Origin of the sequence: Nocardiopsis ganjiahuensis DSM 45031, from assembly GCF_000341085.1 — a bacterium.
In the GTDB taxonomy this organism is placed as follows: Bacteria; Actinomycetota; Actinomycetes; order Streptosporangiales; family Streptosporangiaceae; genus Nocardiopsis; species Nocardiopsis ganjiahuensis.
Map to the genome: position 1 here is coordinate 42,308 of NZ_ANBA01000031.1, position 26,369 is coordinate 68,676.

At 68.7% G+C, this 26,369-nt stretch carries 21 protein-coding genes; 12 read left to right on the top strand and 9 right to left on the bottom strand.

Translation table 11 applies throughout. The features are described from left to right. Nucleotides 1–132 precede the first annotated feature (132 nt). From D458_RS36625 to eccD, 5 genes are all read right to left on the bottom strand, one after another. Nucleotides 133–1,464, bottom strand: a complete 1,332-nt coding sequence (locus tag D458_RS36625) for a PQQ-binding-like beta-propeller repeat protein (RefSeq protein WP_152521295.1) — start codon at nucleotides 1,462–1,464, stop codon at nucleotides 133–135. A 352-nt stretch (nucleotides 1,465–1,816) separates the two neighbouring features. Beyond that, nucleotides 1,817–3,178: an outer membrane protein assembly factor BamB family protein gene (locus D458_RS0130975; protein WP_017590602.1), complete on the bottom strand. Its 1,362-nt coding sequence runs from the start codon at nucleotides 3,176–3,178 to the stop codon at nucleotides 1,817–1,819. Next, nucleotides 3,175–5,688, bottom strand: a complete 2,514-nt coding sequence (locus tag D458_RS0130980) for a TPR repeat region-containing protein (RefSeq protein ID WP_152521296.1) — start codon at nucleotides 5,686–5,688, stop codon at nucleotides 3,175–3,177. Before D458_RS0130980 ends, D458_RS0130975 begins: the two co-directional genes overlap by 4 nt. Nucleotides 5,689–5,828: 140 nt before the next feature. Next, nucleotides 5,829–6,155 (bottom strand): hypothetical protein, encoded by a 327-nt coding sequence (locus D458_RS0130985; protein ID WP_239648113.1) that lies wholly within the window; start codon nucleotides 6,153–6,155, stop codon nucleotides 5,829–5,831. A gap of 42 nt (nucleotides 6,156–6,197) precedes the next feature. Then, complete coding sequence (gene eccD, locus D458_RS0130990; protein ID WP_017590605.1) at nucleotides 6,198–7,538, bottom strand: type VII secretion integral membrane protein EccD; 1,341 nt, start codon at nucleotides 7,536–7,538, stop codon at nucleotides 6,198–6,200. Nucleotides 7,539–7,812: 274 nt separating this feature from the next. Between eccD and D458_RS0130995 the strand changes: the two genes are divergently transcribed. The 7 genes from D458_RS0130995 to D458_RS0131025 all read left to right on the top strand — a co-directional run bounded on the left by D458_RS0130995 (nucleotide 7,813) and on the right by D458_RS0131025 (nucleotide 17,440). After that, nucleotides 7,813–11,733 carry a type VII secretion protein EccC gene (locus tag D458_RS0130995; RefSeq protein ID WP_017590606.1) on the top strand — a complete coding sequence of 1,307 codons (3,921 nt, stop codon included), beginning with the start codon at nucleotides 7,813–7,815 and terminating at the stop codon, nucleotides 11,731–11,733. Between the two features lie 222 nt (nucleotides 11,734–11,955). Next, nucleotides 11,956–12,294 (top strand): hypothetical protein, encoded by a 339-nt coding sequence (locus D458_RS0131000; RefSeq protein ID WP_017590607.1) that lies wholly within the window; start codon nucleotides 11,956–11,958, stop codon nucleotides 12,292–12,294. Nucleotides 12,295–12,343: 49 nt separating this feature from the next. Then, complete coding sequence (locus tag D458_RS0131005) at nucleotides 12,344–12,637, top strand: WXG100 family type VII secretion target (protein ID WP_017590608.1); 294 nt, start codon at nucleotides 12,344–12,346, stop codon at nucleotides 12,635–12,637. 11 nt (nucleotides 12,638–12,648) lie between these two features. After that, nucleotides 12,649–13,005, top strand: coding sequence for a hypothetical protein (locus tag D458_RS0131010; RefSeq protein WP_017590609.1), 357 nt, complete (start codon nucleotides 12,649–12,651; stop codon nucleotides 13,003–13,005). A 48-nt stretch (nucleotides 13,006–13,053) separates the two neighbouring features. Beyond that, nucleotides 13,054–15,111 carry a serine/threonine protein kinase gene (locus D458_RS0131015; protein WP_017590610.1) on the top strand — a complete coding sequence of 686 codons (2,058 nt, stop codon included), beginning with the start codon at nucleotides 13,054–13,056 and terminating at the stop codon, nucleotides 15,109–15,111. Between the two features lie 137 nt (nucleotides 15,112–15,248). Further along, nucleotides 15,249–16,397 (top strand): hypothetical protein, encoded by a 1,149-nt coding sequence (locus tag D458_RS0131020; protein ID WP_017590611.1) that lies wholly within the window; start codon nucleotides 15,249–15,251, stop codon nucleotides 16,395–16,397. A 110-nt stretch (nucleotides 16,398–16,507) separates the two neighbouring features. Further along, nucleotides 16,508–17,440 (top strand): AEC family transporter, encoded by a 933-nt coding sequence (locus tag D458_RS0131025; RefSeq protein ID WP_017590612.1) that lies wholly within the window; start codon nucleotides 16,508–16,510, stop codon nucleotides 17,438–17,440. A gap of 362 nt (nucleotides 17,441–17,802) precedes the next feature. Here the strand turns inward: D458_RS0131025 and D458_RS0131030 are convergent, their stop codons facing one another. From D458_RS0131030 to pdhA, 3 genes are read right to left on the bottom strand one after another with little or no spacing between them, the layout of a single operon-like run. Continuing rightward, on the bottom strand, nucleotides 17,803–19,260 hold the full coding sequence (locus D458_RS0131030) for a dihydrolipoamide acetyltransferase family protein (protein ID WP_017590613.1): 1,458 nt from the start codon (nucleotides 19,258–19,260) through the stop codon (nucleotides 17,803–17,805). Between the two features lie 19 nt (nucleotides 19,261–19,279). Beyond that, a complete protein-coding gene (locus D458_RS0131035) occupies nucleotides 19,280–20,260 on the bottom strand; it encodes an alpha-ketoacid dehydrogenase subunit beta (RefSeq protein WP_017590614.1) in 981 nt (326 codons plus the stop codon). Nucleotides 20,261–20,263: 3 nt separating this feature from the next. Beyond that, nucleotides 20,264–21,379, bottom strand: coding sequence for a pyruvate dehydrogenase (acetyl-transferring) E1 component subunit alpha (pdhA, locus tag D458_RS0131040; RefSeq protein WP_017590615.1), 1,116 nt, complete (start codon nucleotides 21,377–21,379; stop codon nucleotides 20,264–20,266). A gap of 385 nt (nucleotides 21,380–21,764) precedes the next feature. Between pdhA and D458_RS0131045 the strand changes: the two genes are divergently transcribed. Continuing rightward, nucleotides 21,765–22,793, top strand: a complete 1,029-nt coding sequence (locus tag D458_RS0131045; RefSeq protein ID WP_017590616.1) for a CPBP family intramembrane glutamic endopeptidase — start codon at nucleotides 21,765–21,767, stop codon at nucleotides 22,791–22,793. A gap of 223 nt (nucleotides 22,794–23,016) precedes the next feature. On the opposite strand, the gene D458_RS0131050 is transcribed toward D458_RS0131045, so the two are convergent. Beyond that, entirely contained in the window at nucleotides 23,017–23,652 is a 636-nt protein-coding gene (locus tag D458_RS0131050; protein ID WP_017590617.1) for a sigma-70 family RNA polymerase sigma factor, read from the bottom strand. Between the two features lie 276 nt (nucleotides 23,653–23,928). Between D458_RS0131050 and purS the strand changes: the two genes are divergently transcribed. The 4 genes from purS (at nucleotide 23,929) to D458_RS0131070 (ending at nucleotide 26,329) form a co-directional block, all read left to right on the top strand. Continuing rightward, nucleotides 23,929–24,171 carry a phosphoribosylformylglycinamidine synthase subunit PurS gene (gene purS, locus D458_RS0131055; RefSeq protein ID WP_017590618.1) on the top strand — a complete coding sequence of 81 codons (243 nt, stop codon included), beginning with the start codon at nucleotides 23,929–23,931 and terminating at the stop codon, nucleotides 24,169–24,171. A 159-nt stretch (nucleotides 24,172–24,330) separates the two neighbouring features. Continuing rightward, on the top strand, nucleotides 24,331–24,810 hold the full coding sequence (locus D458_RS0131060) for an ATP-binding protein (RefSeq protein WP_017590619.1): 480 nt from the start codon (nucleotides 24,331–24,333) through the stop codon (nucleotides 24,808–24,810). Nucleotides 24,811–25,059: 249 nt separating this feature from the next. Further along, nucleotides 25,060–25,755, top strand: a complete 696-nt coding sequence (purQ, locus tag D458_RS0131065) for a phosphoribosylformylglycinamidine synthase subunit PurQ (protein ID WP_017590620.1) — start codon at nucleotides 25,060–25,062, stop codon at nucleotides 25,753–25,755. 43 nt (nucleotides 25,756–25,798) lie between these two features. Then, entirely contained in the window at nucleotides 25,799–26,329 is a 531-nt protein-coding gene (locus D458_RS0131070; protein ID WP_017590621.1) for a hypothetical protein, read from the top strand. Nucleotides 26,330–26,369 lie beyond the last annotated feature (40 nt).

The window sequence follows — 26,369 nt, forward strand, 5'->3', positions numbered from 1 at the left end:
GTTCCCTGCGGACAGAGCGCCCTCGAACTCCCTGATGATCGGACCACCTCCCAGCTCAAGCAGTGGGATGTCCTGCGCAGCCTACTCTGCTGCCCTCAGCTGGCCCATCTCAGACAGCTTTTGGGATTCACTCTAAGAAAGTCCAAGAATCCCAGAAAGGTTTCCCTGGGCATCTTTCGCAACAGCAACAACGGCCCCAGGGACAACCAGGATTTGATCAATAGATTCAAAATACCCAGGAGAATCAGCAGTTAAATCAATTTCTACCGCCTCATTGCCCTCATCCAGCCAGGAAAATTGATGCGCAAACATTTCGGAATTAGTTTCACCCCCTCCGCAAATAAGCAAGACTCCTGACGCCAAGGACGCCACTTGCCCATCGCGAAAAGAAGCGTTCTCCGGGCACGCCTCAGAGGGAGATGTCTTGGCCACCTCTCCCTCCTCTTCGATCAGGCGGTAGTGCCCATCACGAAACACGGTGGCAGTTCCTGAACTCATATTGATGTCCAGCACCTCACCAGAAACCCATGGGACCCTCTCTCCGGAATCAATCTTGATCACATTCGTCCCATCAGAATCAATATTCTGAAATACGTAATTGCCATCCGAGCTGAATACGAGCCCATCTCTCTGCCTAGTAGTGTTCGCAGTGCCTTCATACTCTTCTTCGAATCTCCAGACTTCTTCCCCGGTCTCGAGATCGAAAGCGATGATTCCAGCGGACATCAATCCATCCGGACCCGGGGTGATCCCGTCAGCACTGACCGTCTCTGCACAGGTCAACGGCCTGACCACAAATCCAGGAATTACTTCAGGAGAACCGAGATACATCTCAAAATCGCTCGACGACGAACATGTCATCAGCTCTGTCTGAGCCCATATTTCCTTACCGTCGGAAATAGACTTCGCACTCATCAATTCGTGACTGCCCCAACCTGCGGGAGTAGCGATACGAACCTCTTCATCAAATTGAGAGAACATAGACCCAGGAAACCACTGTGCATTTTCGGCAGAACTCTCCTCGAGGACAACATCTTCTAGGACTTCCCCGCTGGAGCCATCGAGCATCAATGCACGAATAGAGTCGCCAGAATCGCTCTTGACGACGAACTCGAGGATTGCGATCTCACCGTTGTTGGAAAAATGTATGTTAGGGCTACTCCCCTCCTCGCGATATCTCCACACCTCCTCTCCAGAAACACCCGAGAGCGCTACAAGCCCGTCTTCGTATACAAGCGCAATGCCAATTGGAATGGGATGAACATCAAGTACTTTTTCTTCACTCGAAAGGATTCTATGCCATGCAACCGAAGAGACCCCGCCGGGAACCGGCCCCGGAGTTACCCCTTCCTCAACAAAATGCTCTACATTTTCCTCGCCCTCTCGCTCCTCCTTGGATACATCGCCAGCACATCCGGAGATAAATAGAATCAAGAGAAAAAAGATTCCCAAATGCCTGAGCAATTCGCACCACCAAGAAGTTCTTGCATATCAACATAGCCTGGCGAGAAATCTCTGGTTACAGGACTTCCCCCATCAGCTCCGGGAGCCATATCCGGCCCTGCTCGAACATCACCATCTTGGATCCACCACTGTTTTTTCTACGGCATGCATGAAGATCACATTCGCCGGGCACAACAATGACTCGCGCCTACACATCCATGAGCGGCGGAAACGTCATCTCGTTCGAGCTTTCACGGACCCGACCATCATCGACCTCGAGGCCAACCGCATCATTACTGCTTCTGTGGAAATGTCTCACTGCAAGCAAGATATGGCCGAACAGACGGGAAGGGCAGGTCTCCGCCGGGCGATGTCACTGGAGGCCGATGACCTTGACGCCCTCACCCTGGGAGTCGCTCCGGTCGACCAGCAGCACGGCACCGGGAACGGCCTCGAACTGGCCCTCCGGCTGCCTGGCCTCGAAGTACAGGGCCGCCTCGACCGGTTCGGGGAGGTCGATCCGGTGCGCCTCGCCACCGCCCCACGGGGTGACGCTGACCGGTGTCTCCGGGTCCTCCGGCTCGAGCTTGACCACCGCCTCCTCGAGAGCGAGCACGTAGCTGCCGGCCGACGCCGTGGGCACCGCCTGTTCCTCGGTGGCCAGGGTCTGACCGTCGAACCGCCGCAGCTCGTACCCGGCGGCCTCGTCATGAGGAGCACGATGTGACACCAGGAACCCGTCCTCCAGGGTGCGGGCCAGGAACCAGCCCTCCTCCAGCCCTGTCGCGTCGCCCACGACCTCACCCGTAGCCGGGTCGAGCACGTACTGCTCGCTGAACTGCTCGTCCTCGTACTCGGGGCCCCGGTCGTGGTAGACGGGCAGCAGTTCGCCCGCCCCGCGCACGGAACCCCGTTCCGCGGTCAGGAACTCCGCCTCGGCGTCCTCCAGGTGCCACAGCACCGCCCCGTCGGCGGGGTCCAGGGCGAGCAGTTCGGCATCACCCGAACCGCACCAGGCCCGTACAACCACCGCCTCGGAGAACACCACCGGACGGTCGGCCCCGTGCACCTTCGAACCCTCACACGTGAACAGGTCCTCGGTCCGCCACAGCTCGGAACCGTCCTCCTCCGAGAGCATCGCCCCCGAGAGCCGGTCACTGCCCTCCAGGTGGAAGACACCCCCGTCACCCGCGACCCCCTCGAAAGGCCCGGGCTTCTCGACGTCAGCGGCGATCGGCTCCTCGAAGTCGCCGACGATCTCCCCGCTGACCCCGTCCAGGACCACCCGGCGCCACTCGACCTCGGGGGAGAGCTCCTCGTCGCCGGACGCCTCAGAGTCCTCGTCCGGGGCTTCCTTCGGGTACATCACGTGGACCCGATCACCGGTGGAGGACACGTCCGTCAGCGCACGGACGTCCTCGTCCTCCACGGTGAAGCTCCACCGCTCCTCACCCGTCACACCGTCCAGAGCCACCACACCCCGCGCAGAGCGCACCAACACGCCCCGCGGAAGCGCGGTCACCTCGACATCACCCGAGTACCCCTCGGCGGTCCACTCCCAGGCCACCTCAGAGATCGACCCGGGCACGGCGGCGTCCGACCACTCACCCTCCAACTCCTGGTGACTGGCCGAGACACCCCCGAATCCCGGCACCGAACACGCGCCGAGAGGGGCCAGGAACACCACGGCGGCTCCGGCCCCCGCCCACCGGGCGAGCGCCCAGGTCCTACTCATTGTCCGCTGTCCTCCGCCCGCCGTTGCAGCTCCTCGGCCAGTTCCGGATCGAGCTCACCCAGGTCATCGACCCGCTGGAGCTGGAATCCCTCCAGGTACGACTCGAGGACCAGGCCGCCCAGCCCGTCGTCGGCATCCGCCAGCAGGTCGACGATCTCGGCTCTCACCGTCGCCTCGATCTCGGCGTCGTACTCGACCTTCAGTTCGCCGTTCTCGATACTCAGGTACTCGTAGCCCTCGAGGTCCTCGGCGGTGATGGTGTCGTTGCGCACGTAGTGGTCGACAATGGCGGACCCGGTGAAAACGGTGTTCCCCATGACGGAGTCGTCGAATTCGGCCGTCGGCTCCGGTGGCGGCGGAAGCTGCAGGTCCAGTCCGGACGTGGCGGCGTCGGTCGCCGCGGTCTTGGCCGCGTCGACCAGCTCACCGACGACCAGACCGGCGACGGGGTTCTTGACGTCGATCAGGTCAGCGGGCTTGAAGAGGAGGTCCACGAAGAGCTCCCGGCCCGCCACCTTCCTCTCATGGGCCTCGATACGGGCCTCGGTCTCACTGTTCAGCCTCGACGAGGCCTCGTTGACCAGCGCCTCGTTGATGGCGCGGGTCAGACGGCTCCTCTCGTCTCCCTCCACCGACGCGTACTGGTCCCCGCTCATCATCTCGGTGACGCCCTGGTGGGCGTTCATCTCGGAGATCGCCGTCATCGACGTCGCGGCCTCGGGGCTTCCGGCGATGAACTCGAGGAACCTCACCTTCTCCTCATCACCGACGAGCATCGCACCGGACCGGTCGCTGATGGTGACACCCTCCTCGCCGGCGAGGCCGAAGTCGTCCACGTAGGCGCCGAAGACGTTGACGAGGCCGTTCGCCATCTCGTGGTTCACCTGCGTGAACGACAGCCCGCTCTCGCCGTAGTGGTCGGTGTACATACCGCCGGTCAGGTCGGTCATACGCTCGTAGCGCTCGTCGTCCGTGAGGAACTCGATCAGGTCCCTGGCGGTCTCGTCGACCGCGCGGGTGTCGTCGCCCGCCTCCTGCCGGGCCTCCATGATCCAGTCCGTGTAGCCGCTCGCCGCGGCGCCGTTGTCGGGCCACTGGTTCGTGAGGATGGCTTCGAACGCCGCCTCGCGCTTCTCGTCCTCGTGGACGTCGCCGAGGCGCGGGTGCTCGAACCAGTCGCCGGGGCCGGAGATCATGTCCGCGTTGGCGCCGTCGTTCCTCGTGGCGACCCCCAGGGCCGCCTGCATGTGCTCGATGGTCTCGGGGGAGAGGAAATAGGTGTCCTGGGTGCTGAGTTCGTGGCCGACGGTGAGCCCCAGGGTCAGGGACAGTCCACGGCCGCCCTCGACTCCTTCGGGGACGTGACCGAAGAGGTTGCCGACCGCCTCCCAGTCGATGTCGCGCATACCGAAGTCGGGGTCGCCCTCGACGGCCGCGCGGACACTGGCCGGAAGGTCGTAGTAGCCGCCGGGTACGGAGTCGTCCCCGTTCTTCAGGCGCGGGTCGCTGAGGACGAGGATTCCGGTGCCGAGCGCGGCCAGCAGGGGCACCGCGTCCTCTCCCATGAACTCGTCCATGGGGGCCAACCGAGCGAGGTCGGCGACGGGGACCGGGCCGCCCTCCAGCTGGTCGTAGAACTCCTTGAGGAACTCCATGTCCTCGGGGTCCATGTCCTGGCCCTCGACGCTGTTGGCCTGTTCGGCGCGCCAACCGATGGCTGAGAGCACGGCGAGCATCTCGTAGTAGTCGTCGTCGAGTTCCTTGTCCCCGTTGACGTACGGGACGATGCTGTCGGCCATCGCCACCGGGTCGACGTCGTCGGGCAGGTCGGCGGCCGAGCCGCCGAGGTTGAACTGCGACCACGTGACGTAGCCGCCCTCCATCAGGCGCCCCACGGCCTCGGCGGTGGGTCCGTCCTTCAGGTCGTCGGAGAGCTGCTCGCCGGTCTCCTTGAACAGCTGGTAGGCGGTCTGCTCCTCGCCTTCCAGCTCCTGCTTGAGTGACGCCAGGGCCTTCTCCGCGGCCTCGGCGGGGGAGTCGTTCCAGATGAACTGGATCCGGGGCGGAGCCTTGTCGAGGTCGGCCGCGAGGGTCGGGGCCTCCTCGTTCCACCGGTTGATGATCCGGAGGCGCTCGTCCTTGTAGGTCTTGACCGCGTCCTTCCAGTTCTCGACGATGGCGGCGCAGAAACTCATGTTCGAGGAGACCTCGGACCACAGGGCGAGGTCCTCCTCCGAGAAGTTCTGGATGCTCCACTTGAGGACGTCGGAGAACTGCTGGGCGGTGTCGTCGAAGTCGCCGTGGAGGTCGTTCGCCCGGCCGAGGATGCGGGCCGTGAACAGGTTCAGCTCCTCGACCAGACCTTCGAGCGGGGACGCGTAGACGTCCGGATCCCCGTTCATGGACAGCGTGTACGACATCGAGCTGTACTGCTGGGTCTGGCCGGACACCTCCACAGCCGTGACCTCGCCGCCGCCCGCGCTGGTCGTCACCGACCGGTTGCTACTCATGCTCTCCACCCATACTTGCCACCCATGGTTGTCTCAGTGGCGGCCGCCCGGCCGCGCTTCGGCGGTCCTTGGCCGCGGTCCTCGGCCGGCTCATGGGCACGGAGGCACATCGGAGGAACGGTTCCCATCACTCGCACGCGTCAGAAGTTGACGTCCGGGATGTCGGTCCACGCGCCCTGGTAGGTCTCGTCGGCCTCGTAGTCGGTCTCCACCACTCGGGAGATGCCGCCCTGGATACCGTTGGCCAGCTCGATCCCGTTGTTCTGCAGGGTCTCGATGTCCGGGGCGTTCTCGCGTTCGAAAGTGTAGAAGCCCGGGCGGAGCATCCAGCCGGCCTTGTCGATCGCCTCGCCCATCAGCAGTTCGAAGGTGTCGGACAGCCCGACCATGGCTTCTGCCATGGCCTCGGCCTCCTCGGCCCGGGACATCCCGGCCCAACTGTTCACACTGACTTCATCGAGACTCACGAGCCACTTCCTCTCTTTTGGGGGGAAAGATGCGGTTGGGGGTCAGAAAGTTCCGGTGCGCTCTCCGACGAACTGGAAGAGGCCCATCGCCCACGCGAAGACCGGGAACATGGCGATGACCACCACGATCTCGGTCCAGTTGAGCGTTCGCCGCAGGGAGGCCCTGGGGACGTCGGCCAACCGGATCGCGCTCAGGGTCCCGAGCACGGCACCGCCCACCAGCACCGCGAAGGGGAGCCACGGCCCGAGGACCGGGTACTCGCCGATGGCGGAGATCCCGGCCGCCCCGATCCCGATCACCCCGGAGATACGGAGCGGCAACACGTGGCGGATCCGGTCGAAGAGCCTCGAGCGCAGGAGCAGCAGGACCGAGATCAGGCCGCAGAGGAGCAGGTCGGGGAGGGTCTCGGCGTAGTAGGCCAGCAGCACCATCACCAGGCCGGAGCTCGCACCGGCACCGGTGATGATCCCCAGCAGGAGCCGGTCGCTGTTGTCGAAGGTCTCCTCGAACCGGCCGGTGGACACCTGCCCGGACCGCCCGACCTCGTAGTCGAGCCCGGACAGGCCGCCCATGACCATCGCGCTCCGCGGGAGGACCCCCACGCACAGCACCAGGACCAGCGCCATCGCGCGCACACCCTGGACGGGTTCGACGAAGATGCCGACGGTGACCAGGACGCCCGCGCCCAGGGTCAGGACACCGAGCCCGGCGATGTAGGCCAGACCGGTCCGGTCCAGCGCCCAGCCGACGATCCCGACCAGGAGCGCTCCGCAGAGCGCGAACGCGCCCCGGACCAGGGGGTCGTCCCCGCTCAGCAGCCCGCCGGCGAGTACGGCGGTGACGGCGCCCCACACGCACGCCGTCGCGAACAGCACGTGGGCCACCACCGGCAGCGGCCTGCGGGCCGCGAACACCATGACCGCGAGGGTGTACATGGTGCCCAGCGACGCCACCGCGAGGTGCCCGGCGAACGGCCGGAGCCACATCAGCAGGGCGAGCATGAGCAGCGGGCCCAGGGCCGAGACCAGCAGACCGAAGGAGAGAGTGGTCGTGGGGTTCCAGATCCACGCGTGCTCGTCGACCTCGTCCTCGACCGCGCCCCGCACGTCGTCCACGTTCTGCCTGCGGGCGGGAGCCCCACGCGGGTGCAGCGTCAGCACGTCCCCGTCGTACACACCCGCGCTCTCCAGGGGGGCGTCGGCGTGGATCGGCTCACCGTCGACGGTGCTCAGCGTCCACGAACCCGGATCGGTCCCATCGTCCTCCGGGACGCAGACCTCGATGATGCGGGGCATCAGCGTCGCGACGGGAACCGTTCCGGGCAGGGCCAGGTCGGCCCACTTCGTCGGCCCGGTGACCGTGACTCGGCAGTATCCGCTCACACCAGGGATTCCTTTGTTCTCTACGCTGGGCTCGGTCCTACTCGCGGGCTCTCATGCGCGAATGGGACGGTTCATGATGATCGCGAGATTATCCTGAACGTAGCCACTCAGACACCAGTGCCCCCATCGGTGGACGGAAGAGAGAAAGCTTGTGGCGACCAGATCGGTCCCGCGACCTGCGCGCACCACCCCCAAGTCCCCAGGGGACCGGTCCCTGGTCATAGCGACACCACCACAGCTCCCCGAGAACGCCCCCGCGGGCAGTTCCGGGGCCATGATCATCATGCCGATCATCACCGGCTCGGGCTCTCTCCTGATGTCCATCACCATGGGCCACCGGCCGCTCATGGCCGTGGCCGGGGTGCTCATCATGGTCGCCAGCGTGATCGTCGGCATCATCATGTTCGTGTCCCAGTACAACGGCCCCCGCAAGCGCATTCGTGAGCAGCGGGAACGGTACCTGGACTATCTGGACCAACTGCGCGAGATCATCCGGGACGTCGCCTCGACCCAGCGGGCCGACAACGCGTTCCGCCATCCGGATCCGGATCTTCTCACCGCACCGGCACGCTCGCGTTCCCGAAGATGGGAGCGGCGCGCGAGCGATCCGGACTTCCTCGAGGTCCGGGCCGGAACCGGGCTGCGTCCGCTGACCCGGCGCCTCCAGCTCAAGGTCGACACGTCCAACCCCCTGGTCGTCTACGACCCCGTCTGCCAGGGCGCGGCCGAGCAGCTGATCGACCTCTACGCCCAGGTCCCGGAGATGCCGCTGGTGATCCCGCTGCGGGAGCACGGTGTGGTGTCCATCGTGGGCGACCGCGCCGCCGGACGCGGGCTGGCCCGGGCGCTCGTCGCCCAGATGGCCGCCTTCCACTCCCCGCACGACCTGCGGATCGGCGTGGCCCGCGACGCACGGCTGCGCGCCCACTGGGAGTGGCTGAAGTGGCTGCCCCACAACACCTTCGAGGACGCCCAGGACGGCCCGCTCCCGGCCCGTCTGGTCACCGTCAACAGCATGCAGATGGCCGACCTGCTGGCCGAGGAGATCGAGGCCCGCACGGTCGACCTGCAGAGGCGCCGCCAGAAGCCGCCGGGCCCCGGCACCCGGCGGCTGGTCGTCATCGTCGACGGGGAGCACCAGTCGACCCTGTCGGGCCTGACCGCCCAGGCTCCCGTCACCTCGCTGGCCGAACTCGGTATCCACGTGATCGCCCTGGTGAGCGACCGGCGGGAGGAGCCCGAAGGGGTCGACCTCCGACTCGTGGTCGACGCGGACGGCACCCTGGCCGAGGACACCGATCCCGCGCACGAGGAGGAGGGCGACGGGCACAGCCCCCTGAAGGGGCGGGCCGACCGGTCGAGCGTCGCCCACCTGACCACGCTGGCCCGTCTCCTGGCGCCGTTCGGCATCTCGGTCGCCGACAGCGACGACGCGATGCACGAGACGGTCGGCCTGCCCGAGATCCTCGGTGTGCCGGACGTGGCGCGCCTGGACACCGGGCGGACGTGGCGGCCGCGCAGTACCGGCGACTACCTCAGGGTTCCGATCGGCGTCGGCCCGCACGGCAACGTCGTCCTGCTGGACCTCAAGGAGTCGGCGTTCGGCGGCATGGGCCCGCACGGCCTGGTGGTCGGCGCCACGGGTTCGGGAAAGTCGGAGATGCTCCGGACCATGGTCGCCTCGTTGGTGATCAACCACGACCCCGAGCACCTCGCGCTGCTGCTCGTCGACTTCAAGGGCGGCGCCACCTTCGCCGACACCGACCGGCTGCCGCACAGCGCCGGGCTCATCACGAACCTGGCCGACGACGACTCGCTGGTGATGCGGTTCCGTGAGGCGACCTTCGGAGAGCTGACCCGGCGCCAGCAGGTGCTCAAGGACGCGGGGAACCTGCCGAACCTGCACGCCTACGAGGCGGCCAGGGAGAACGACCCCACCCTCCGGCCGATGCCCCATCTGCTCATCATCATCGACGAGTTCTCCGAGCTGCTCACCGCGCACCCGGACTTCGCGGAGCTGTTCGTGGCCATCGGCCGCATCGGCCGTTCCATCGGGGTCCACCTGCTGCTGGCCACGCAGCGCCTGGAGCCCGGCAAGATCAAGGGCCTGGAGTCGCACCTGTCCTACCGGGTGGGTCTGCGCACGTTCTCCGAGGCGGAGAGCCGCGAGGCGATCGGGGTCGGGGACGCCTACCACCTGCCGCCGGAGCCGGGATCGGGCTACCTGAAGGTGGACACCTCGGTGTTCGAGCGGTTCAAGGCCGCCATGGTCTCCCAGCCGTATGTGCCCCCCGTGCCCGAGGAGGAGCAGGAGGAGAAGGAGGTCCCCGTCCTCCCCCTGCTCTCCTACAACGGGCTCGACAAGGCCCTGGGGACCGGTTCGGCCCTCTCCTCGCTGATGGACTCCCTCGCCCCGGACGCCAAGGGCGAGCGGTCCCAGCCCAAGGAGGAGTCCAGGACCACGCTGCAGGTCACGATCGACCGCATCGTCGAGTCGGGCGCCGACCGCGTGCGCCCGGTCTGGCTGCCGCCGCTGCCCGAGGTGCTGTCGCTCGACACCGTCCTGCACCACCTGGGCGAGTCCGAGGGCATGGACTCCGAGGGCGTGGAGCCGGAGCCGTCCGAGGTCCGGGCGGTCATCGGCCTGACCGACATCCCGCGCGAGCAGAAGGTGGTGCCCACCGAACTGGACTTCACCGGCGGGGAGAGCAACATCGTCCTGCTGGGCGGCCCGCAGTCCGGCAAGTCGACACTGCTGCGCACCCTCATCGCCGGCCTCGCCTGGCGCTACCCCCCGGGCCGGGTCGCCGTGTACGCGATCGACTACGGGGGCGGCGCCCTCCAGGCGATGGAGGACCTTCCGCACGTCGCGGGTGTGGCCGGCCGCACCGATCCCGAACGCGTCCAGCGCGTGCTCGTCGACGTGCGCACCCAGCTCGACCGCCGGCAGCGGCTGATGCGCAAGCACCGCCTCGACTCACCGGCGGCGCTGCGCCAGGCGCGCGCGGACGGCTCCGTACCCCGCGGCACCATCGGCGACATCTTCCTCCTGATCGACGGCTGGGCCGCCGTGCGCGAGGACTACGAGGAGGCCGACGACCTCGTCATGGACATCGCCACGCGGGGGCCGTCCCTGGGCATCCACACCATCCTGTCGGGGGCCTCGAACACCCAGATCCGGTCGCGCCTCCAGGCGCTGTTCGGCGGTCGGATGGAGCTGCGCCTCAGCGACCCGATGGATTCCGGGCTCTCCCGGAGGGTCGCCGAGACCCTGCCCAAGGACGTCCCCGGACGCGGCATGCGCGCCGACGAACGGCACTTCCACATCGCCCTCCCCCGCGTCGACGCCCGCGTGAGCACGGACGACGTCACCGACGGGATCGCGGACCTGGTCAAGCGGGTCCGGGAGCGTTGGCCGCAGAGCGCGGTACAGGGGGTCAGGACCCTGCCGGAGAAGGTGCAGCTGGACCGCCTCGTCAAGGGCCACCAGATGAGCCGGCGCAACAACCAGCTGGTCCTGGGCCTGGCGGAGAGCACGCTGAGCCCCACCATGACCAACCTCGCCAAGGACCCCCACGTGCTGGCCTTCGGCGATCCGAAGACCGGCAAGAGCGCGTTCGTGCGGGGCATGGTCAAGCAGATCATCCAACGCTCCCCGGAGGAGATCGGCGTGGTGATGGTCGACTTCCGCCGGAGCCACCTCGAGCTGGTTCCCGAAAGCCACCTGCTCTCCTACTGCACCAACGCGGACCAGACGGCGGCCGTGGCCAAGAGCCTGGCCAAGTCGCTCAAGGAACGGCTGCCCGGCCCGGACGTGACCCCCCGCCAGCTCCGCGAGCGCAGTTGGTGGAAGGGCCTGGACCTGTACATCGTGGTCGACGACATGGACATGCTCGGCACACGGAACAACCCCCTGGCCCCCCTGGCGCCCTTCATCTCCCAGGGCTCCGACCTGGGGCTGCACATCGTGGCCGCCCGCAGGACCGGCGGAGCCGGCCGGGCGCTCTTCGAACCGGTGACCCAGGCGCTGAACGATATGGCCACTCCCGGCATCCTCTTCTCCGGGGACCGTCGCGAGGGCCGCCTCTCGAACGGCATCGCCTCCAAGGAGCTCCCCGCGGGCCGGGCCCAGCTGGCCCTGCGCGGCAAACGCCCGGAACTACTGCAGGTGGGGTGGAGCGAACCACCCGCCTGAGGAACAGAGAGGAACCATGTGTGCCCGACCGGCAGCCCTGCGTGTGCCCTTCGGTTCGGAACCACCGGTAAAACCTTGATCACCGCCGGGAATCCGGTTCGTTGACCGGGCGACACCGGTTTGACTATCGTCCACATCGACCGACACAAGACGTCCCTCGCATCACCGTCTTCTCCCTGAACCCGGCGGTCGCATTCCCCATCACCCGATAAGGAACTGACCATGAGCAACGACCATCTCGATCTATCGAACGTCAACGCGATGGGCGAGGGCAGCACGGGAACCCTCGACCAGGCCGACGCGATGACCCAGGACATCCGCAACCTCGTGGGGGACATCGAGGGCATCCCGGAAGGTCTGCGCGGCCCCGAGGCCCCCTTCAGCTCCGCGGGCTCGAGCCTGGTGGAGGCCTTCAGCGGCCTGATGACCTGGTGCCAGACCAACGGCATGAACCTGTCCGACGCCCAGGCCGAGCTGAACCGCATCTCGGGTGAGGCGGAGGAGACCTACACCGCCGCGGCCGCCGAGATCGACCCCCTGGCGCGCGGCGTCAACGGCTGAACCCCTTCAGCGAATCGGTAGTCAGTTCAAGGCCTGAGAGGAAGACGACATGTCGGACCAGCACTTCAGCAGAATCAGTTCGATGGAGAACACCTCCATGGACCTCTCGGACGCCCACGGGCGTTTCGAGAACATCATGGAGGCGCTCATGACCACCGCCAACAGCACCTTCGGTGCGTGGGAGGGCGCGGGTCGTGAAACCGCCATGTCCAACAGCGAAGAGTTCAACAGCAAATACGAGGAAGTGCAGGGCGCTTTCCAGAACCTCGTGGGCGCCAACGACGAGGTGATCGACAAGATGCGCGGAATGCACGGCAAGCTCGAATCGATCTTCCTCCGGTAAGATCTCCGACGATGTCTACCGCCGTACCCTCTCCTCCGCCGGCCGACCCGGATCCGCACCTCCCCGAGGCCTTCCACTACACGCCGGACGAGGAGAAGTACGTCCTCCAGGCCGATGCCCTGCGGCATCGCCAGCTGCGGTCCGCGATCCTCTACGGGTCGAGCCGCTACTGGCGCCGCCGTCAGCGGGTCTGGCCGGCCGTGATCGGCGGGCTCATCCTCACCGCCCTGGTCTGCGGGGTCATCGCGCTCATCGGAGCCTTCGACCGGCAGCAGGGGGTGAACGAGGAACGCGGGATCGGGCAGTACCGCCAGCAGTCCGCCCCGGCCCTCGTGGTCGACACGCCCCTGCTGCCGCACCGGCTCTGACGTACCGGCCTGATACACCCACCACCACGAACAGGGGGCGAAACTTCCGTGTCCGGCTCCGCACCCGCCCCGTCGTGGGCCCCTGGGTACGACACCGCAGGACCGGTCCGCCAGGGCCTCCGCGCCCGGATCGTGCGCGCCACCCGGACCACCAGCGGGGCCGACGTCGTCCTCAAGATCCTCTCCCTCGAAGAGGGGCGGACCGAGCTCGAGTGGTTGCGCGACCTGTCCTCCGTGCCGGGGGTGGTGCCCCTGGTGGACGCGGGGAACACCACCACTGGCGAGATGTTCGTGGCCCTGCCCTACTACCCGGACGGGTCCTTCGCGGACATGCTGTCCCGGATGGGGCCGGCACCCATCCTGGAGGCCTCCGCCGTGGCGAGGAGCGTCGCGGTCGCCCTGGGCGCCCTGCACGCCCGGGGCTCGACACACAACGGGGTCGCCCCCGGCAACGTCCTGCGGGCCGGCCGGACCCCGGTCCTGACGGGGTTCGGTGTCACCCATCCGACCGGACAGTTCCTGGCCCCGCCCCCGCCGGGAGCTGAGGCGTTCGTCCACTCGCCACCCGAGGCCCTGAGGGGTGAGCCCAGGAGCCCCGCCTCCGACGTCTACATGCTGGCGTCGACAGTGTGGACGCTGCTCGTGGGCCGTGCCCCCTTCGCCGCCACCGACGGCAGCCCGTTCGACCCCCGCGCCTACGCCGGCCGGGTCCTCAACGAACCCGCGCCGCCGGTGCCGCGCTCGGACGTCTCGCGCAAACTGCGCGGCGTCCTCTCCCGTGCCCTCTCCAAACAGGCGGAGCACCGGTACCCGACCATGGCGGAGTTCAGCGCCGCCTTCGAGCAGGCCCGGACCTCGCGCCCCGCGACGACGGTGTCCGGCGGGACCGGTGGTCAGCCCGCCCCTCCGGGCCCGCAGAGCTCCATGACGGGTCCGAGGGCTCCCCTGAGCGGGCCCCAGGCCCCGTTCACACCTGCGCCCCCGATGAGCGGACCCCAGGTCCCGCCCAACGGGCCTCCCGCTCCCCTGAGCGGGCCCCAGACCCCGATCACACCTGCGCCCCCCATGAGCGGACCCCAGGTCCCGCTCACACCTACCCCTCCGATGAGCGGACCACAGGTCCCGCCCAACGGGCCCCCCGCTCCCGTGAGCGGACCACAGGTCCCGTTCACACCTGTGCCCCCGCCACCGCCGCCTGTCGAGGCCGACCACCCGGCTCCAGCCGCGCCCAGTGCTCCGCCGGCCCACGAGACGCCCCGCCCGGTCGAGCGCGCCCTGCCCACACCCGCCGAACGAGCGGCGCGGGGAGCGGTTCCCGAGACCTCCGCGAACACCACGGCGGACATCGCCATGGCGCGGCTCCGGGGCGAGGAGATCTCCCCCCTGATCACCTGGTCGCGCCTGAAGGGGTGGTCGGGCGTCACCGAGGACTCCTACCTGCCCGTGGACGAGGAGGATTCCGAGGCCGAGACCGAGGCCGGACCGGTGTGGGATCCGGTCGCACACGAGCCCCCGGGCCGACCGCGCTGGCGCGAGCACCTGCACATCGCGGTGACGGTCTGCGGTGTCCTCGTCGTGGGCCTGGCGGCCAGCGCCTTCGGCGCGGTCAACTCCCCCGAGCCCTCGGTCGCCGCGGCGGAGGCCGAGGAGACCGAGGAGGCCGCCGATCCCGCTCCGGAGGAGGCCCCGCCCGAACCGGTGGCCGAGCCCTCGCCCCCGCCCGAGGTGAGCCCTCCGTCCGAGGTCCGGCTGGAGGACACCCTCAGCGCCGTCACCGTGTCCTGGACCGACCACACCGGCGGCACGGGTTCGTACTTCGTCGTCGGCGGAAGGCAGGGCTTCGAGCCCCTGACCCTGGCGCGGACCGGCCCGGGCGCGGTGACCGCGCAGATCACCGTCGACGACACCCAGGCCGAGTACTGCTTCACCGTGGTCGCGGTCGACGGCGGTTCGGCACCCGCCGAGGAGGTCTGCACGACGCGTGCGGCCGAACGCCAGGCCGAGGCCGACCGCCTGGCCGAGGAGGAGGCCGCCGAAGAGGAGGAAGAGGAGGAGGAAGACGACCCGCAGCCCTCGCCGTCGCCTTCGCCGAGCCCTCGTGACTGAGTACCGCCGCCGGTCCGCGACCCGTCCCCGGATAACGTGGGAATCAGGGACAACCGTGACGCCCCGCCGGTGATCCCATTCTCTGGAACCACTCGCTTCCCCTTCATCCCGGATCCCTCTTCTCCGAAAGGCGAACCATGCGGCGCTCCCTCGCCTTGGCCTCGGCCGTGTGCCTGCTCGCCGTGACGGCGTGCGATTCCTCCTCGGACTCCTCCGACGGGGAGCCGGAAACCGTCGAGGAACTCGCCGAGGGCGGGTTGGTCGGGCTGGCCCTGGTGCACCGGGGCTTCGAGGCGGGAGACCCGGAGACCGAGCAGGTACTGGTCTTCCACGACCCCGGCACCGGGGCGCCCGTGCAGAGGATCGACCTCCCGGACGGGGCCCTGGACCCGATGGCGCCCGCAGTCCCCGTCCACAAGCAGTTCTCCGAGGACTGGCAGTACTTCGCGTTCGTCACCGCCGAACCCAACGCCGTGCACCTGGCCGTCCTGACCGATCCGCAGGAGGCCGGGGCCGAGGGTGCGGACGGCGAGGCCGGCGAGGGTGGCGAGGCCGGAGTGTTCTCGTACCTGCCGGTCGAGTCCATCCCCGCGGGAGGGGACGAGACCCTGTCAGCACCGGCGATCCACGGCGACCGCCTCTGGTTCGCCTCCGCCCAGGGCGCCGGCCAGCCGCCCCAGCTCATGTCGGTGCCGTTGGAGGCGCCCGCGGGCACCCCCAGCCAGGAGGGCAGCCTCGCCCTCGGCGAAGGACAGCGGCCCAGTGACTGGACGCTCACGCCGGACGGTTCCCTGCACATCCGTAACAGCGTGCCCACCGAGCAGGTGACCGGCGGCGAGGGCAACCTCGTGGTCCGTTCGACCAACGGCAGCGTCGTCAACGCCACCCTCAACACCGGCGGCGAGCAGTGGCAGACCTTCGACGACGCCCCTGTATGGGGCGGTGAGCGGGCCCTGCTCCGCCCCGACGGTACCGGGGAGGGCGGCCCCAACGGCGCCTACCTGCTGGAGGTCGAGGACCAGGGGCACAGCGCCACGCGGCTGCTGGAGGACGAGCCCAGCCCGGTCGTGCAGTACGCCCTCGCACCGGAGCGGGACGCGATCCTGCTCCAGACCGAGGAGAAGTGGTTCCGGGTGGACCTGGAGGACGGCGCGGTGACGGAGACCGCGGAGGCCTTCCCCCGCTACCACGACACCTCCATGGACGGCTGGCCCCTGGTCGTGCGCTGGTCGCAGGAACCGCCCGCCGACCCTGACGCCGACCCCAGCGAGAGCCCGGGCTCCTAGTACCCGCGCCCGCGGTCACCGCGCGTGGTGTGACGTGGGCCGTATCACTTTCCCCGGAGCTCCGATAGCTTTGGCTGGTTTCGGCCGCACGGTTGTTCGGAGGTCGCCCGTTGTCCGGGGTCATCATCGGGTTCGGAGTCATCGCCAGCATCGTCGTGGTCGGCTACATGCTCGGGCGCATCCCCCTGCTCGGGCCGGGGGCCAAGGAGGTCCTCAGCAGGCTGGCGTTCTACGTGGCCAGTCCCGCTCTGCTGTTCACGATCCTCTCCCGCACCGACCTGTCCATCCTGGTGTCGGCCCCGGTCCTCGTGAGCGTCCTGAGCGTGGTGGTCGTGGGGCTCGTCTTCCTCGTGGTGGGAGTCATCCGACGATGGGGCGTCGGCCGCACGACCGTGGGGGTCCTGGGGGCCTCGTACGTCAACGCGGGCAACCTGGGCATCCCCATCTCCGTGTACGTGCTCGGGGACGCCTCCCTGGTCGCACCGATCCTGCTCTTCCAGCTGCTCGTGCTCGCTCCGGTCTCACTGACCGTGCTGGACCTGAGCAACGGCGGGGTCCGCGGTTTCGGTCCGGTGCTGCGCCGCGCCATGGGCACCCCCGTGCGCAACCCGGTGGTGATCGCGTCCGTCGCCGGGGTCGCCCTCTCCGCCTCCGGCTGGGTGCCGCCCGCCCCGCTGATGGAACCGTTCGAGCTGGTCGGCGGTATGGCGGTCCCGGCGATGCTGCTGGCCTTCGGGATCTCCCTGCACGGCAGCTCCGTGCCGGGCCGCGGCGGCCCCGACCAGGTTCCGGTGCTGTTGGCCGTGGCCCTGAAGTCGGTGGGACAGCCGCTGACCGCCTGGGCGCTGGGTTCCCTGGCCTTCGGGCTGGAGGGCGCCGTGCTGTTCTCGGTGGTGGTCCTGGCCGCCCTGCCCACCGCGCAGAACGTGTTCAACTACGCCGTCCAGTACCGGACCGGCGAGACCATGACCCGCGAGGTGGTCCTGCTGACCACCGTCCTCACCGTCCCGGTCCTGTTCGCCGTCACCTTCCTGCTGGGATGACCGGTGGGCCCCACCGGGACGGCCGACGGGGCCGGGCTCCCTGCTCCCATCGCCACCGCCCCTGGCCGCGTTCCCCGTGATCACGGTCGGCGTTCGGTACGGCCCGGTCCGGATGTTCGGCCCGGCACGGAGCGGGTCCTCCCCTTCGGGCACGAGGACTCCGGGAACATCCCCAGGAAAAAGCGCGGGTCAAGGGTTGGCCAAGCTCCCGTTGCGGGAACACCTATCCGTAGGGTCCGCCCCCACCCCCTTGGGGGACGGGCCCGTCCACGTGTCGGCGTCCCGCACACGCCGAAGGGGCCGGTGCGGCCGGGAGAACTCCCCGGCCGCACCGGCCCCTCGCTCTTCTCGGACTCCGGAGGCTAGCCCCAGGCCAGAGCGGTCAGCTCCGGGTCCTCCAGGGCGGTGCCGATGTCACGCAGCACCTTGGACCCGAGCTCTCCGTCGACCAGCCGGTGGTCGAAGGAGAGCGACAGGGTCGTCACCTTGCGGATCTTGAGCTTGCCCTTGTGGACCCACGGCGTGTCCCGGATCTGCCCGAAGGCGAGGATGGCCGCCTCGCCCGGGTTGATGATCGGCGTACCGGCGTCCACCCCGAACACACCGACGTTGGTGATGGTGATGGTGCCGCCGGACATGTCGGCCGGGGTGGTCTTGCCCGCCCGGGCCGTCTCGGTCAGCGCCTTCAGGGACGCCGCCAGCTCCGGGAGGGGCTGGGAGTCGGCGTCCTTGATGTTGGGCACCACCAGGCCGCGCTCGGTGGCGGCCGCGATCCCCAGGTTCACGTAGTTCTTGACCACGATCTCCTGGGCCTCCTCGTCCCAGGAGGCGTTGACCTCCGGGTGGCGGCGGACCGCCATGAGCAGGGCCTTGGCCACCAGCAGGAGCGGCGACACCCGGACGTCGGCGAAGTCGCGGTGCTCGCGCAGCCGGGCCACCGCCTTCATCGTCCTGGTGACGTCCACCTGGAGGAACTCGGTGACGTGCGGCGCGGTGAACGCGCTGTTCACCATGGCCGCGGCCGTGTGCTTGCGTACGCCCTTGATCGGCACGCGACGCTCGCGGGCCGCCCGGTCCCGCACGGGCGCGGCCTCCGGCGCCGTGACCGAACCGGCCGCCGGGGCCGAGGCGGCCGGAGCGGCAGAGGCGGCCTCGGGGGCCTCCTGCGGGGCCCCGGCGGATCCGGCGGCGGCGTGCACGTCCTCGCGGGTCACGACCCCGCCCTTGCCGGTGGGCGCGACCGCGGCCAGGTCCACCCCGAGGTCCTTGGCGAGCTTGCGCACCGGCGGCTTGGCCAGCGGGCGGCCGGACGCGGGCGCGGGGCCGGCGGGCACGGCCACGACCGCGGGCGCGGGTTCGGTCGGCCTGGGCGGGGACGCCGGGCCCGAGGGGGTCGGGCGGCGGCGGGCACGGCGCTGTGTGGACGCCGCCTTCTCGCCGTAGCCCACGAGGGGCTTCTCCCGTTCCTCGGTCTCCTCGGCCCCGCCGGCGGACGCCGTGTCCGCCGTGTCACCGGACTCGGTGCCGGCCGCGGCGCCGGAACCACCGGTGCCGTCGTCCACGGTGATGATGACCGAGCCGACCTCGACCGTCTCGCCCTCGCCGAAGAGCAGCTCCTTGACCGTCCCGGAGAAGGGGACGGGGAGCTCGACGACGGCCTTGGCGGTCTCGATCTCACAGATCATCTGGCCGTCGGTGACCGTGTCACCCGGCTTGACGTACCAGGTGAGGAGTTCGGCCTCGACCAGACCCTCACCGACGTCGGGCAGTTTGAACGCGTGCACGCCGTCGACCGCGGGCGTGCTCTTCTGAATCGCCATGTCTTGCGGTTTCCCCGATCTAGTACGCGAACGCCCGGTCGACGCCGTCCAGGACACGGTCCAGGTCCGGCAGGTAGTGCTCCTCGAGCCTGGACTGCGGGTACGGGGTGTCGAAGGCCGCCACGCGGATGACCGGCGACTCCAGGTGGTAGAAGCACTCCTCGGTGACCCGGGCGGCGATCTCCGCGCCGGGGCCGCCGGTGAGGGTGGCCTCGTGCGCCACGACGAGGCGGCCCGTGCGCTTCACCGACTCCGTGATGGTCGGGTAGTCGATCGGGGAGAGCGAGCGCAGGTCGACGACCTCGATGGAGTGGTCGGTGTCGGCCTCGGCCGCCTGGAGGGCGGTCTTGATCATCGGACCGTAGGCCAGCAGCGTGCAGTCGGTGCCGGAGCGCGCGACGCGGGCCGCGCCCATCGGGGTGACCTCGTCGATGGAGGCCCCGGTGTCGACCTCGGTCTTCTCGTAGTAGCGCCGCTTGGGCTCCAGGAAGATGACCGGGTCGTCGGAGCGGATCGCCTGCTGGATCATCCAGTAGGCGTCCTCCGGGTTGGCGACGGTGACCACGCGCAGGCCCGCGGTGTGCTGGAAGTAGGCCTCCGGCGACTCGCTGTGGTGCTCCACCGCGCCGATGCCGCCGCCGTAGGGGATGCGCATGACGACCGGCATGGCGAGCTTGCCCGCCGAGCGGCGGCGCATCTTGGCCAGCTGGGTGAAGGTCTGGTTCGCGGCGGGGAAGAAGAACCCGTCGAACTGGATCTCCACCACGGGGCGGTAGCCGCGCATGGCCATACCGATGGCGGTGCCGACGATGCCGGACTCGGCCAGCGGGGTGTCGATGACCCGGTCGGCGCCGAAGTCCTTGTAGAGGCCGTCGGTGACCCGGAAGACGCCGCCGAGCTTGCCGACGTCCTCGCCCATCATCAGGACCTTGGGGTCGTGTTCCATGGCGGCGCGCAGGCCCGCGTTGATGGCCTTGCCGATAGTGAGGTTGGTTCCCATGGCCTAGCGGCCCCCTTCCGCGCCCGCACCCTCGAAGGAGGACAGGTAGTCGGCGAACTCGGCCCGCTGCCGGTCGATGTGGACGTTGGGTTCGGCGTAGACCTCGTGGAAGATGTCCAGCGGCTCGGGGTCGGGCATGTTGCGGCACTGGGTGCGCACCGTCTCGCCGACCTCGTCGGCCTCCTCCTCGATCGCGGCGAAGAAGGCCTCGTCGGCCAGGCCGCTGGCCTCCAGGTACCGGCGCACGCGCAGGATCGGGTCCTTGGCCTTCCACTCGTCGAGCTCGCCCTTGTCCCGGTACCGGGTGGGGTCGTCGTTGGTGGTGTGGGCGCCCATCCGGTAGGTGAACGCCTCGATCAGCGTGGGGCCGTTCCCGGTGCGCGCGTTGTCCAGGGCGGCGCGGGTGACCGCGAGGCAGGCGAGGACGTCGTTGCCGTCCACGCGTACGCCCGGGAAGCCGAAGCCGGCCGCGCGCTTGTAGATCGGCACGCGGGACTGGCGCTCCAGCGGCTCGGAGATGGCCCACTGGTTGTTCTGGCAGAAGAAGACCACGGGGGCGTTGTTCACCGAGGCGAAGTTGAACGCCTCGTTGGTGTCGCCCTGGCTGGTGGCCCCGTCCCCGAAGTAGGAGATGACGGCGGTGCCGTCCTCACCGACCGCGCCGTCGCGCTGGACGCCCATGGCGTAGCCGGTGGCGTGCAGCGCCTGGCTGCCGATGACGATCGTGTACAGGTGGAAGCCGTGCTCGTGCGGGTCCCAGCCTCCGTTGCTGGCCCCGCGGAACATGCTGAGCAGTTCCTTGGGCTGGATGCCGCGGCACCAGGCGACGCCGTGCTCACGGTAGGAGGGGAAGGCCATGTCGCCTTCGTGGAGTGCGCGTCCGGAGCCGATCTGGGCGGCCTCCTGACCCAGCAGCGAGACCCACAGGCCCAGCTCGCCCTGGCGCTGCAGGGTGATCGCCTCGCTGTCGACCCGGCGAACCAGAACCAGGTCTCGGTAGAGCGCGCGGATCTCCTCCGCGGTGACGTCCAGGGGGTAGTCGGGGTGCTCGGTGAGCTCCCCTTCCGGTGTAAGGAGCTGAATGAGCTCCGGTTCCTCGTGCGCGGCGATGTCCGACACGTCGCTCCTCGGGTTCTCGGGGCCGACTTCGCGTGGGTGAACGCTGATCGGCCGGATCACGGTCCGTCCACCCGGGGTGTTGGGTGGTCGCGGACAGCCCTCCCCATATCGTGACAGACCTCACTATGGAGAGCGCAAGCCCCCAGCGGCACCTTTTCACCTGCTCGACCCATGATCCCGAACCCTGCCGAGAGCGCAACTACCAGGGCTTCCTAGCTTTTACAAGGTCTTCCAACTACTTTGTGGCAACGTGTCCGCAACGGGGATCGGAGCGTCGGCGGACGGGCGGATGACATCTGTCATCGCCCGGGCCGTGCGGATCGCATCGCCGACCGGTGATTCGTGCGTCTGCCGGACGCCCGGGCCCCTGACTTAGGTTCGAGGCATGAACAGCGACGGCCAGCACCCCCCGGAAACGCACTCCCCGACGACCCCTCCGCCGGTCCACCCGCCCGTGCCGCCCGTCCCGCCCCGAGCGGCCGCGCAGCGCCGCCGCGGTCCGCGTCCGGTCCCTCCCGGCCGGGAGTACCACGAGGTCCTCACCACGGACAAACGTCAGATCTGGCGGGGCATCGCCGCGCTGGTGCTGCTCATGGGCGGAATGCTCGTCTTCGCGTTCGCGTTCACGATCATCGGCTTCGCGATCGACGCGGCGACCGGCCGGGGCAACATATTCGCGGGCGAGTTCGAGATCACCCCCGTGAACCAGGCGGCGGGCCTGCTCGGGCTCGCCCTGCTCATGCCGTGGAGCATGCTGATCCAGCGGTGGCTCTACGGGGTGAAGGGTGCTTCCCTGCACTCGGTCCTGTCACTCTTCCGCCCGGAGGTGTTCGGCCGGTCACTCCTGGTCATCCTGCCGATCTGGGTGGTCTACATGACCGTCTTCACCTTCCTGTCGCCCTACGAGCAGACGGACTGGCTGTACAGCGACCTCGTGCTCATGTTCGCCGTGGTGATGCTGGTGACGCCGCTGCAGTCGGCCGGTGAGGAGTACGGCTTCCGCGGGTTGGCCTTCCGGGTCGCCGCGAGCTGGGGGCGCGGACCGCGGGCGGCGCTCATCCTGGGCGTCGTGGTGTCGAGCCTGCTGTTCATGGTGGCGCACATCGCGTTCGATCCGTGGCTGAACCTCTACTACTTCGTCTTCGGCGCCACCCTGGCGCTCATCTCGTGGCGGACCGGGGGCCTGGAGCTGGCGGTGGTCATCCACGCGGTCAACAACACGGTCGCCTTCCTGCTCGTGCTCGCCACGCACACCGACCTCGCCGAGGGAATGGACCGGTCGGCGGGTGTCGGCTCGCCGGTCATGCTCCTGCCCTGTGTGATCCTCGTCGTGATCACGGCCGTGGTGTGGTTCCGGACCCGGCACTCGGAACCGCCCCGCACCGCTTCGGAGCCCTTCCCCGAAACGGCCTGATCCGGCCCCGGCCACCGGGAGCGGACAAAGGTTTCCGGGCACGGCGAAAGCACCGGCGTCGACACGGGGTCACTGCCGGTGCGTTTTCCGTTGAAGCGTCGTCGGTCCGTACGGATTCACGGTGCGCCGCGTACGAGACGGCTCTCTCCCGATTCCCCGGGAGCGCGCCGTGCCTCTTCCGGCGTACCCGCCGGACACGTCCCGGGCGGTTTCCGCCCCCGCGTTATCCGGACGTGGTCCGGGCCCCGGGCGCGGGGACTCGCATTCCGCGGTCGCGACCGTAGTCGGCGAGCATCTCGCGGAGCTGGCGGCGGGCCCGGTGCAGCCGGGACATCACCGTTCCCAGAGGCGTCCCCATGCGGGCGGCGACCTCCTTGTAGGCGTAGCCCTCGATGTCCACGAGGTAGATGACCTCCTGGAACTCCTCCGGGAGCCGGGCGAGGGCCTGCTTGATGTCGGAGTCGGGCAGGTGGTCCAGGACCTCGGTCTCGGCCGAGCGCATGCCGGACGACGTGTGCGTCTCCGCGGCGGCGAGCTGCCAGTCCTTGATCTCGTCAGTGGTCTCCTGACGCGGTTCCCGCTGCTTCTTCCGATAGCTGTTGATAAAAGTATTGGTCAAGATTCGGTACAGCCAGGCCCGCAGGTTGGTACCGGCTCTGAACTGGTGGAAATTGGCGAAGGCCTTGGCGAACGTCTCCTGAACGAGGTCTTCTGCGTCGGCCGGATTGCGGGTCATCCGCAGGGCCGTCGGATAAAGCTGGTCTGCGAACGGTGTCACCGCGGTGGCGAAGTCCAGTGTCTGGTCCTCGTCGCGGGTCCCACCGGTCGTGGAGGTCTGATCCTTTTCGAGAGTCGTCAAGATTCCCCCTCGGGACGACCGAACGATCACTTCCACACTGTTAGACGCAGAATCACGCTCCCAATGATGACATCAATTGCAGTGATACGGGTCACGAACGTACCGAAACCATCACCTGCCCCGGCAAGGATGAGGTAAACGCCCTGCGTGGCACCTGGCCAGGACGCGTCCGCGCCCCCGGGTGTCATACGCTGGCGACGCCCGCCAGGCGCGTCCAGACGAGGCGCCCTTCGAACGGCGGACCAGTGGCATACCCATTTTTCCTGTGGAGGACCTGTGGCCCGCGTCGTGGTTGACGTCATGCTCAAGCCCGAGATCCTGGACCCCCAGGGCCAGGCCATCGCCGGTGCCTGCTCCCGCCTCGGCTTCGAGGGGATCGAACAGGTCCGCCAGGGCAAGCGGTTCGAGGTCGAGGTCGAGGGCGAGGTGGACGAGGCCAAGCTCGCCGACGTCCGCCGTCTGGCCGAGACCCTGCTCGCCAACACCGTGATCGAGAACTTCGAGGTCCGTCCCGCCTGATCCCCCCGCCGGGCAACCGGCGCTCCGCACGCCGGAAGTGTCCGGATTTATCAGCCGCGTCCCTTGGGGGCGCGGCTGTTCGTTTTACCCGGAGCGGCCTCGGGAAGGGTTCCTAACGTGCCGAGCTGGTAACCGACACGGAGCACGAGAGGTACACGGATGGACACCGTTTTCTCGATCTCCCTCCCCAGGCAGGCGTACACGGTCGCCGTCGTACGCGACGTTCTCGGCGCGATTCTCCGCCGTTCCGGCCTGTGCCCGGCGTGTGTCGACGACATACTCCTGGCCTCGTCCGAAGCCTGTGCCAACGCCGTCGAACACGGGGGCCCCTCCCCCGACTACGAGGTCGAGGTCGAGCTCGCACCGGGCTGGTGCGAACTACAGATCTCCCATACCGGACGGGCGCCCGACACCGCGGCGCTCGTCCAGAGGTTCACCTCGGAACACACGCCCCTCCCGGGTCTGGAAGCGGAATCGGGCAGGGGCATTCTGCTGATGCGCTACCTCATGGACGAGGTCGACTTCAGCGGTGAGCCCCGAACCAGCGTCATCCTGCGAAAGCGCGTCACCACCTGCGATCCCGCCGGCAGCGGGTCCGACTCCCGAAGGCACAGCCCCGTACGGTTCGCGCTCCTGTGAGCCCGTCGGGGGTCCGACTCGGGCCCGGGCCTCCGTGACGCACGCCACGGGACCTGTCGAGTCACACACCCGCACCCCCTCCCTGCGGGCCTTCCCTGGGAGGATCACACAGCCCACCCCTCCTCGAAGGGGGTGAGCGTCGTACCCGACTACAGGTGAGCGGGTACGCTGCGGGTGTAGGGCGCGCCGCCCCGTGACAGGGCCAGGCACCGACTTCTCCCCGTCGAACAACAAACTCGGAGTGTGCTCATGACAGCCCGTGTGGGCGTCGTCACCTTCCCAGGGTCCCTTGACGACAAGGACGCCGCTCGCGCGGTCTCCCTGGCGGGTGCCGAACCCGTCGCGCTCTGGCACGCGGACGCCGACCTCAAGGGGGTGGACGCCGTGGTTCTGCCCGGCGGCTTCTCCTACGGGGACTACCTCCGCTGCGGCGCCATCGCCCGGTTCGCCCCGTTGATGTCCGAACTGGTCCCGGCGGCGCGTTCGGGCGCCCTGCCGGTCCTGGGCATCTGCAACGGTTTCCAGATCCTGTGCGAGAGCCACCTGCTTCCCGGTGCGCTCACCCGCAACTCCTCGCTGCGGTTCGTCAACCGCGACCAGGTCCTGCGGGTGGAGAACGCCCGGACCGCGTGGACCAACGGCTACACCGAGGGCCAGGAGATCCTGGTCGTCCTCAAGAGCGGCGAGGGCAGCTACGTCGCCGACGAGGAGACCCTGGACCGCCTCGAGGCCGAGGGCCGGGTCATCGCCCGCTACGTCGGGGGCAACCCCAACGGCTCGCGCCGCGACATCGCCGGCATCACCAACGAGCACGGCAACGTGGTCGGCCTGATGCCGCACCCCGAGCACGCCGTCGAGGCGCTGACCGGACCCTCCACCGAGGGCCTGGGCTTCTTCACCTCGATCCTCAGCCACCTGGCGGCCGGCGCCCCGGCCCACGCCTGACGAACACCGGCCCGACGCACCCGACAGGGGGACGATCCTCGCGATGATGGCGCTGCTGCGCTCCCGGAGAACGATGTACGTACTGGTGGGGCTGGTCGTGGTCGGCCTTGTGGTCTCCGGGGCCATCGGCCTCTTCCAGTCGTTCAACGCGCCCCCCGCCGCCACCTCCCCGGAGGGTCAGCAGGGCCAGCCGGGGCAGGGGCAGCAGGGCGACCAGCCCGACCCCCCGCCGGAGGTCGGCGCGCTGGGCAGTCCCCCGTCCGGGTTCACCTACGTGGACCAGGACGAGGCCCACTGCGCCCAGGGGCAGTGCTTCCGGCTGATCGTCATCGCGGGCGAGGACGGCGAGGAGCTCGACGGCGACGCAGAGGAGTCCGTGGAGGCGGTGTACGAGCACCTGCTGGCCAACGGCTGGGAGCAGGAGCTCCCGCCGGACGCGGAGTCCGCCGACGACGTCGCGCTCTCGGAGTCCGTCCTCACCGACGGCACGACCCTGGTGGCCGACTCCACGGCCCCCGGGGCCGACGCCCTGCCGGTGCTGATGCTCGGCAACGCGGGCATGCCCGCCTACTGATCCGGTGCCGGGCGGCGGACACAGCCAAGGCTCGGCCTCC

What these genes read in the sequence shown, in the direction of transcription:
- D458_RS0130980 (WP_152521296.1), bottom strand. Translation starts at nt 5,688, where the DNA reads ATGAGTAGCAACCGGTCGGTGACGACCAGCGCGGGCGGCGGCGAGGTC.
- D458_RS0130975 (WP_017590602.1), bottom strand. Translation starts at nt 3,178, where the DNA reads ATGAGTAGGACCTGGGCGCTCGCCCGGTGGGCGGGGGCCGGAGCCGCC.
- D458_RS0131000 (WP_017590607.1), top strand. Translation starts at nt 11,956, where the DNA reads ATGAGCAACGACCATCTCGATCTATCGAACGTCAACGCGATGGGCGAG.
- D458_RS0131070 (WP_017590621.1), top strand. Translation starts at nt 25,799, where the DNA reads ATGATGGCGCTGCTGCGCTCCCGGAGAACGATGTACGTACTGGTGGGG.
- D458_RS0131020 (WP_017590611.1), top strand. Translation starts at nt 15,249, where the DNA reads ATGCGGCGCTCCCTCGCCTTGGCCTCGGCCGTGTGCCTGCTCGCCGTG.
- purQ (WP_017590620.1), top strand. Translation starts at nt 25,060, where the DNA reads ATGACAGCCCGTGTGGGCGTCGTCACCTTCCCAGGGTCCCTTGACGAC.
- D458_RS0131045 (WP_017590616.1), top strand. Translation starts at nt 21,765, where the DNA reads ATGAACAGCGACGGCCAGCACCCCCCGGAAACGCACTCCCCGACGACC.
- D458_RS0131060 (WP_017590619.1), top strand. Translation starts at nt 24,331, where the DNA reads ATGGACACCGTTTTCTCGATCTCCCTCCCCAGGCAGGCGTACACGGTC.
- D458_RS0130995 (WP_017590606.1), top strand. Translation starts at nt 7,813, where the DNA reads ATGATCATCATGCCGATCATCACCGGCTCGGGCTCTCTCCTGATGTCC.
- D458_RS0131005 (WP_017590608.1), top strand. Translation starts at nt 12,344, where the DNA reads ATGTCGGACCAGCACTTCAGCAGAATCAGTTCGATGGAGAACACCTCC.
- D458_RS0131010 (WP_017590609.1), top strand. Translation starts at nt 12,649, where the DNA reads ATGTCTACCGCCGTACCCTCTCCTCCGCCGGCCGACCCGGATCCGCAC.
- D458_RS0131030 (WP_017590613.1), bottom strand. Translation starts at nt 19,260, where the DNA reads ATGGCGATTCAGAAGAGCACGCCCGCGGTCGACGGCGTGCACGCGTTC.
- D458_RS0131035 (WP_017590614.1), bottom strand. Translation starts at nt 20,260, where the DNA reads ATGGGAACCAACCTCACTATCGGCAAGGCCATCAACGCGGGCCTGCGC.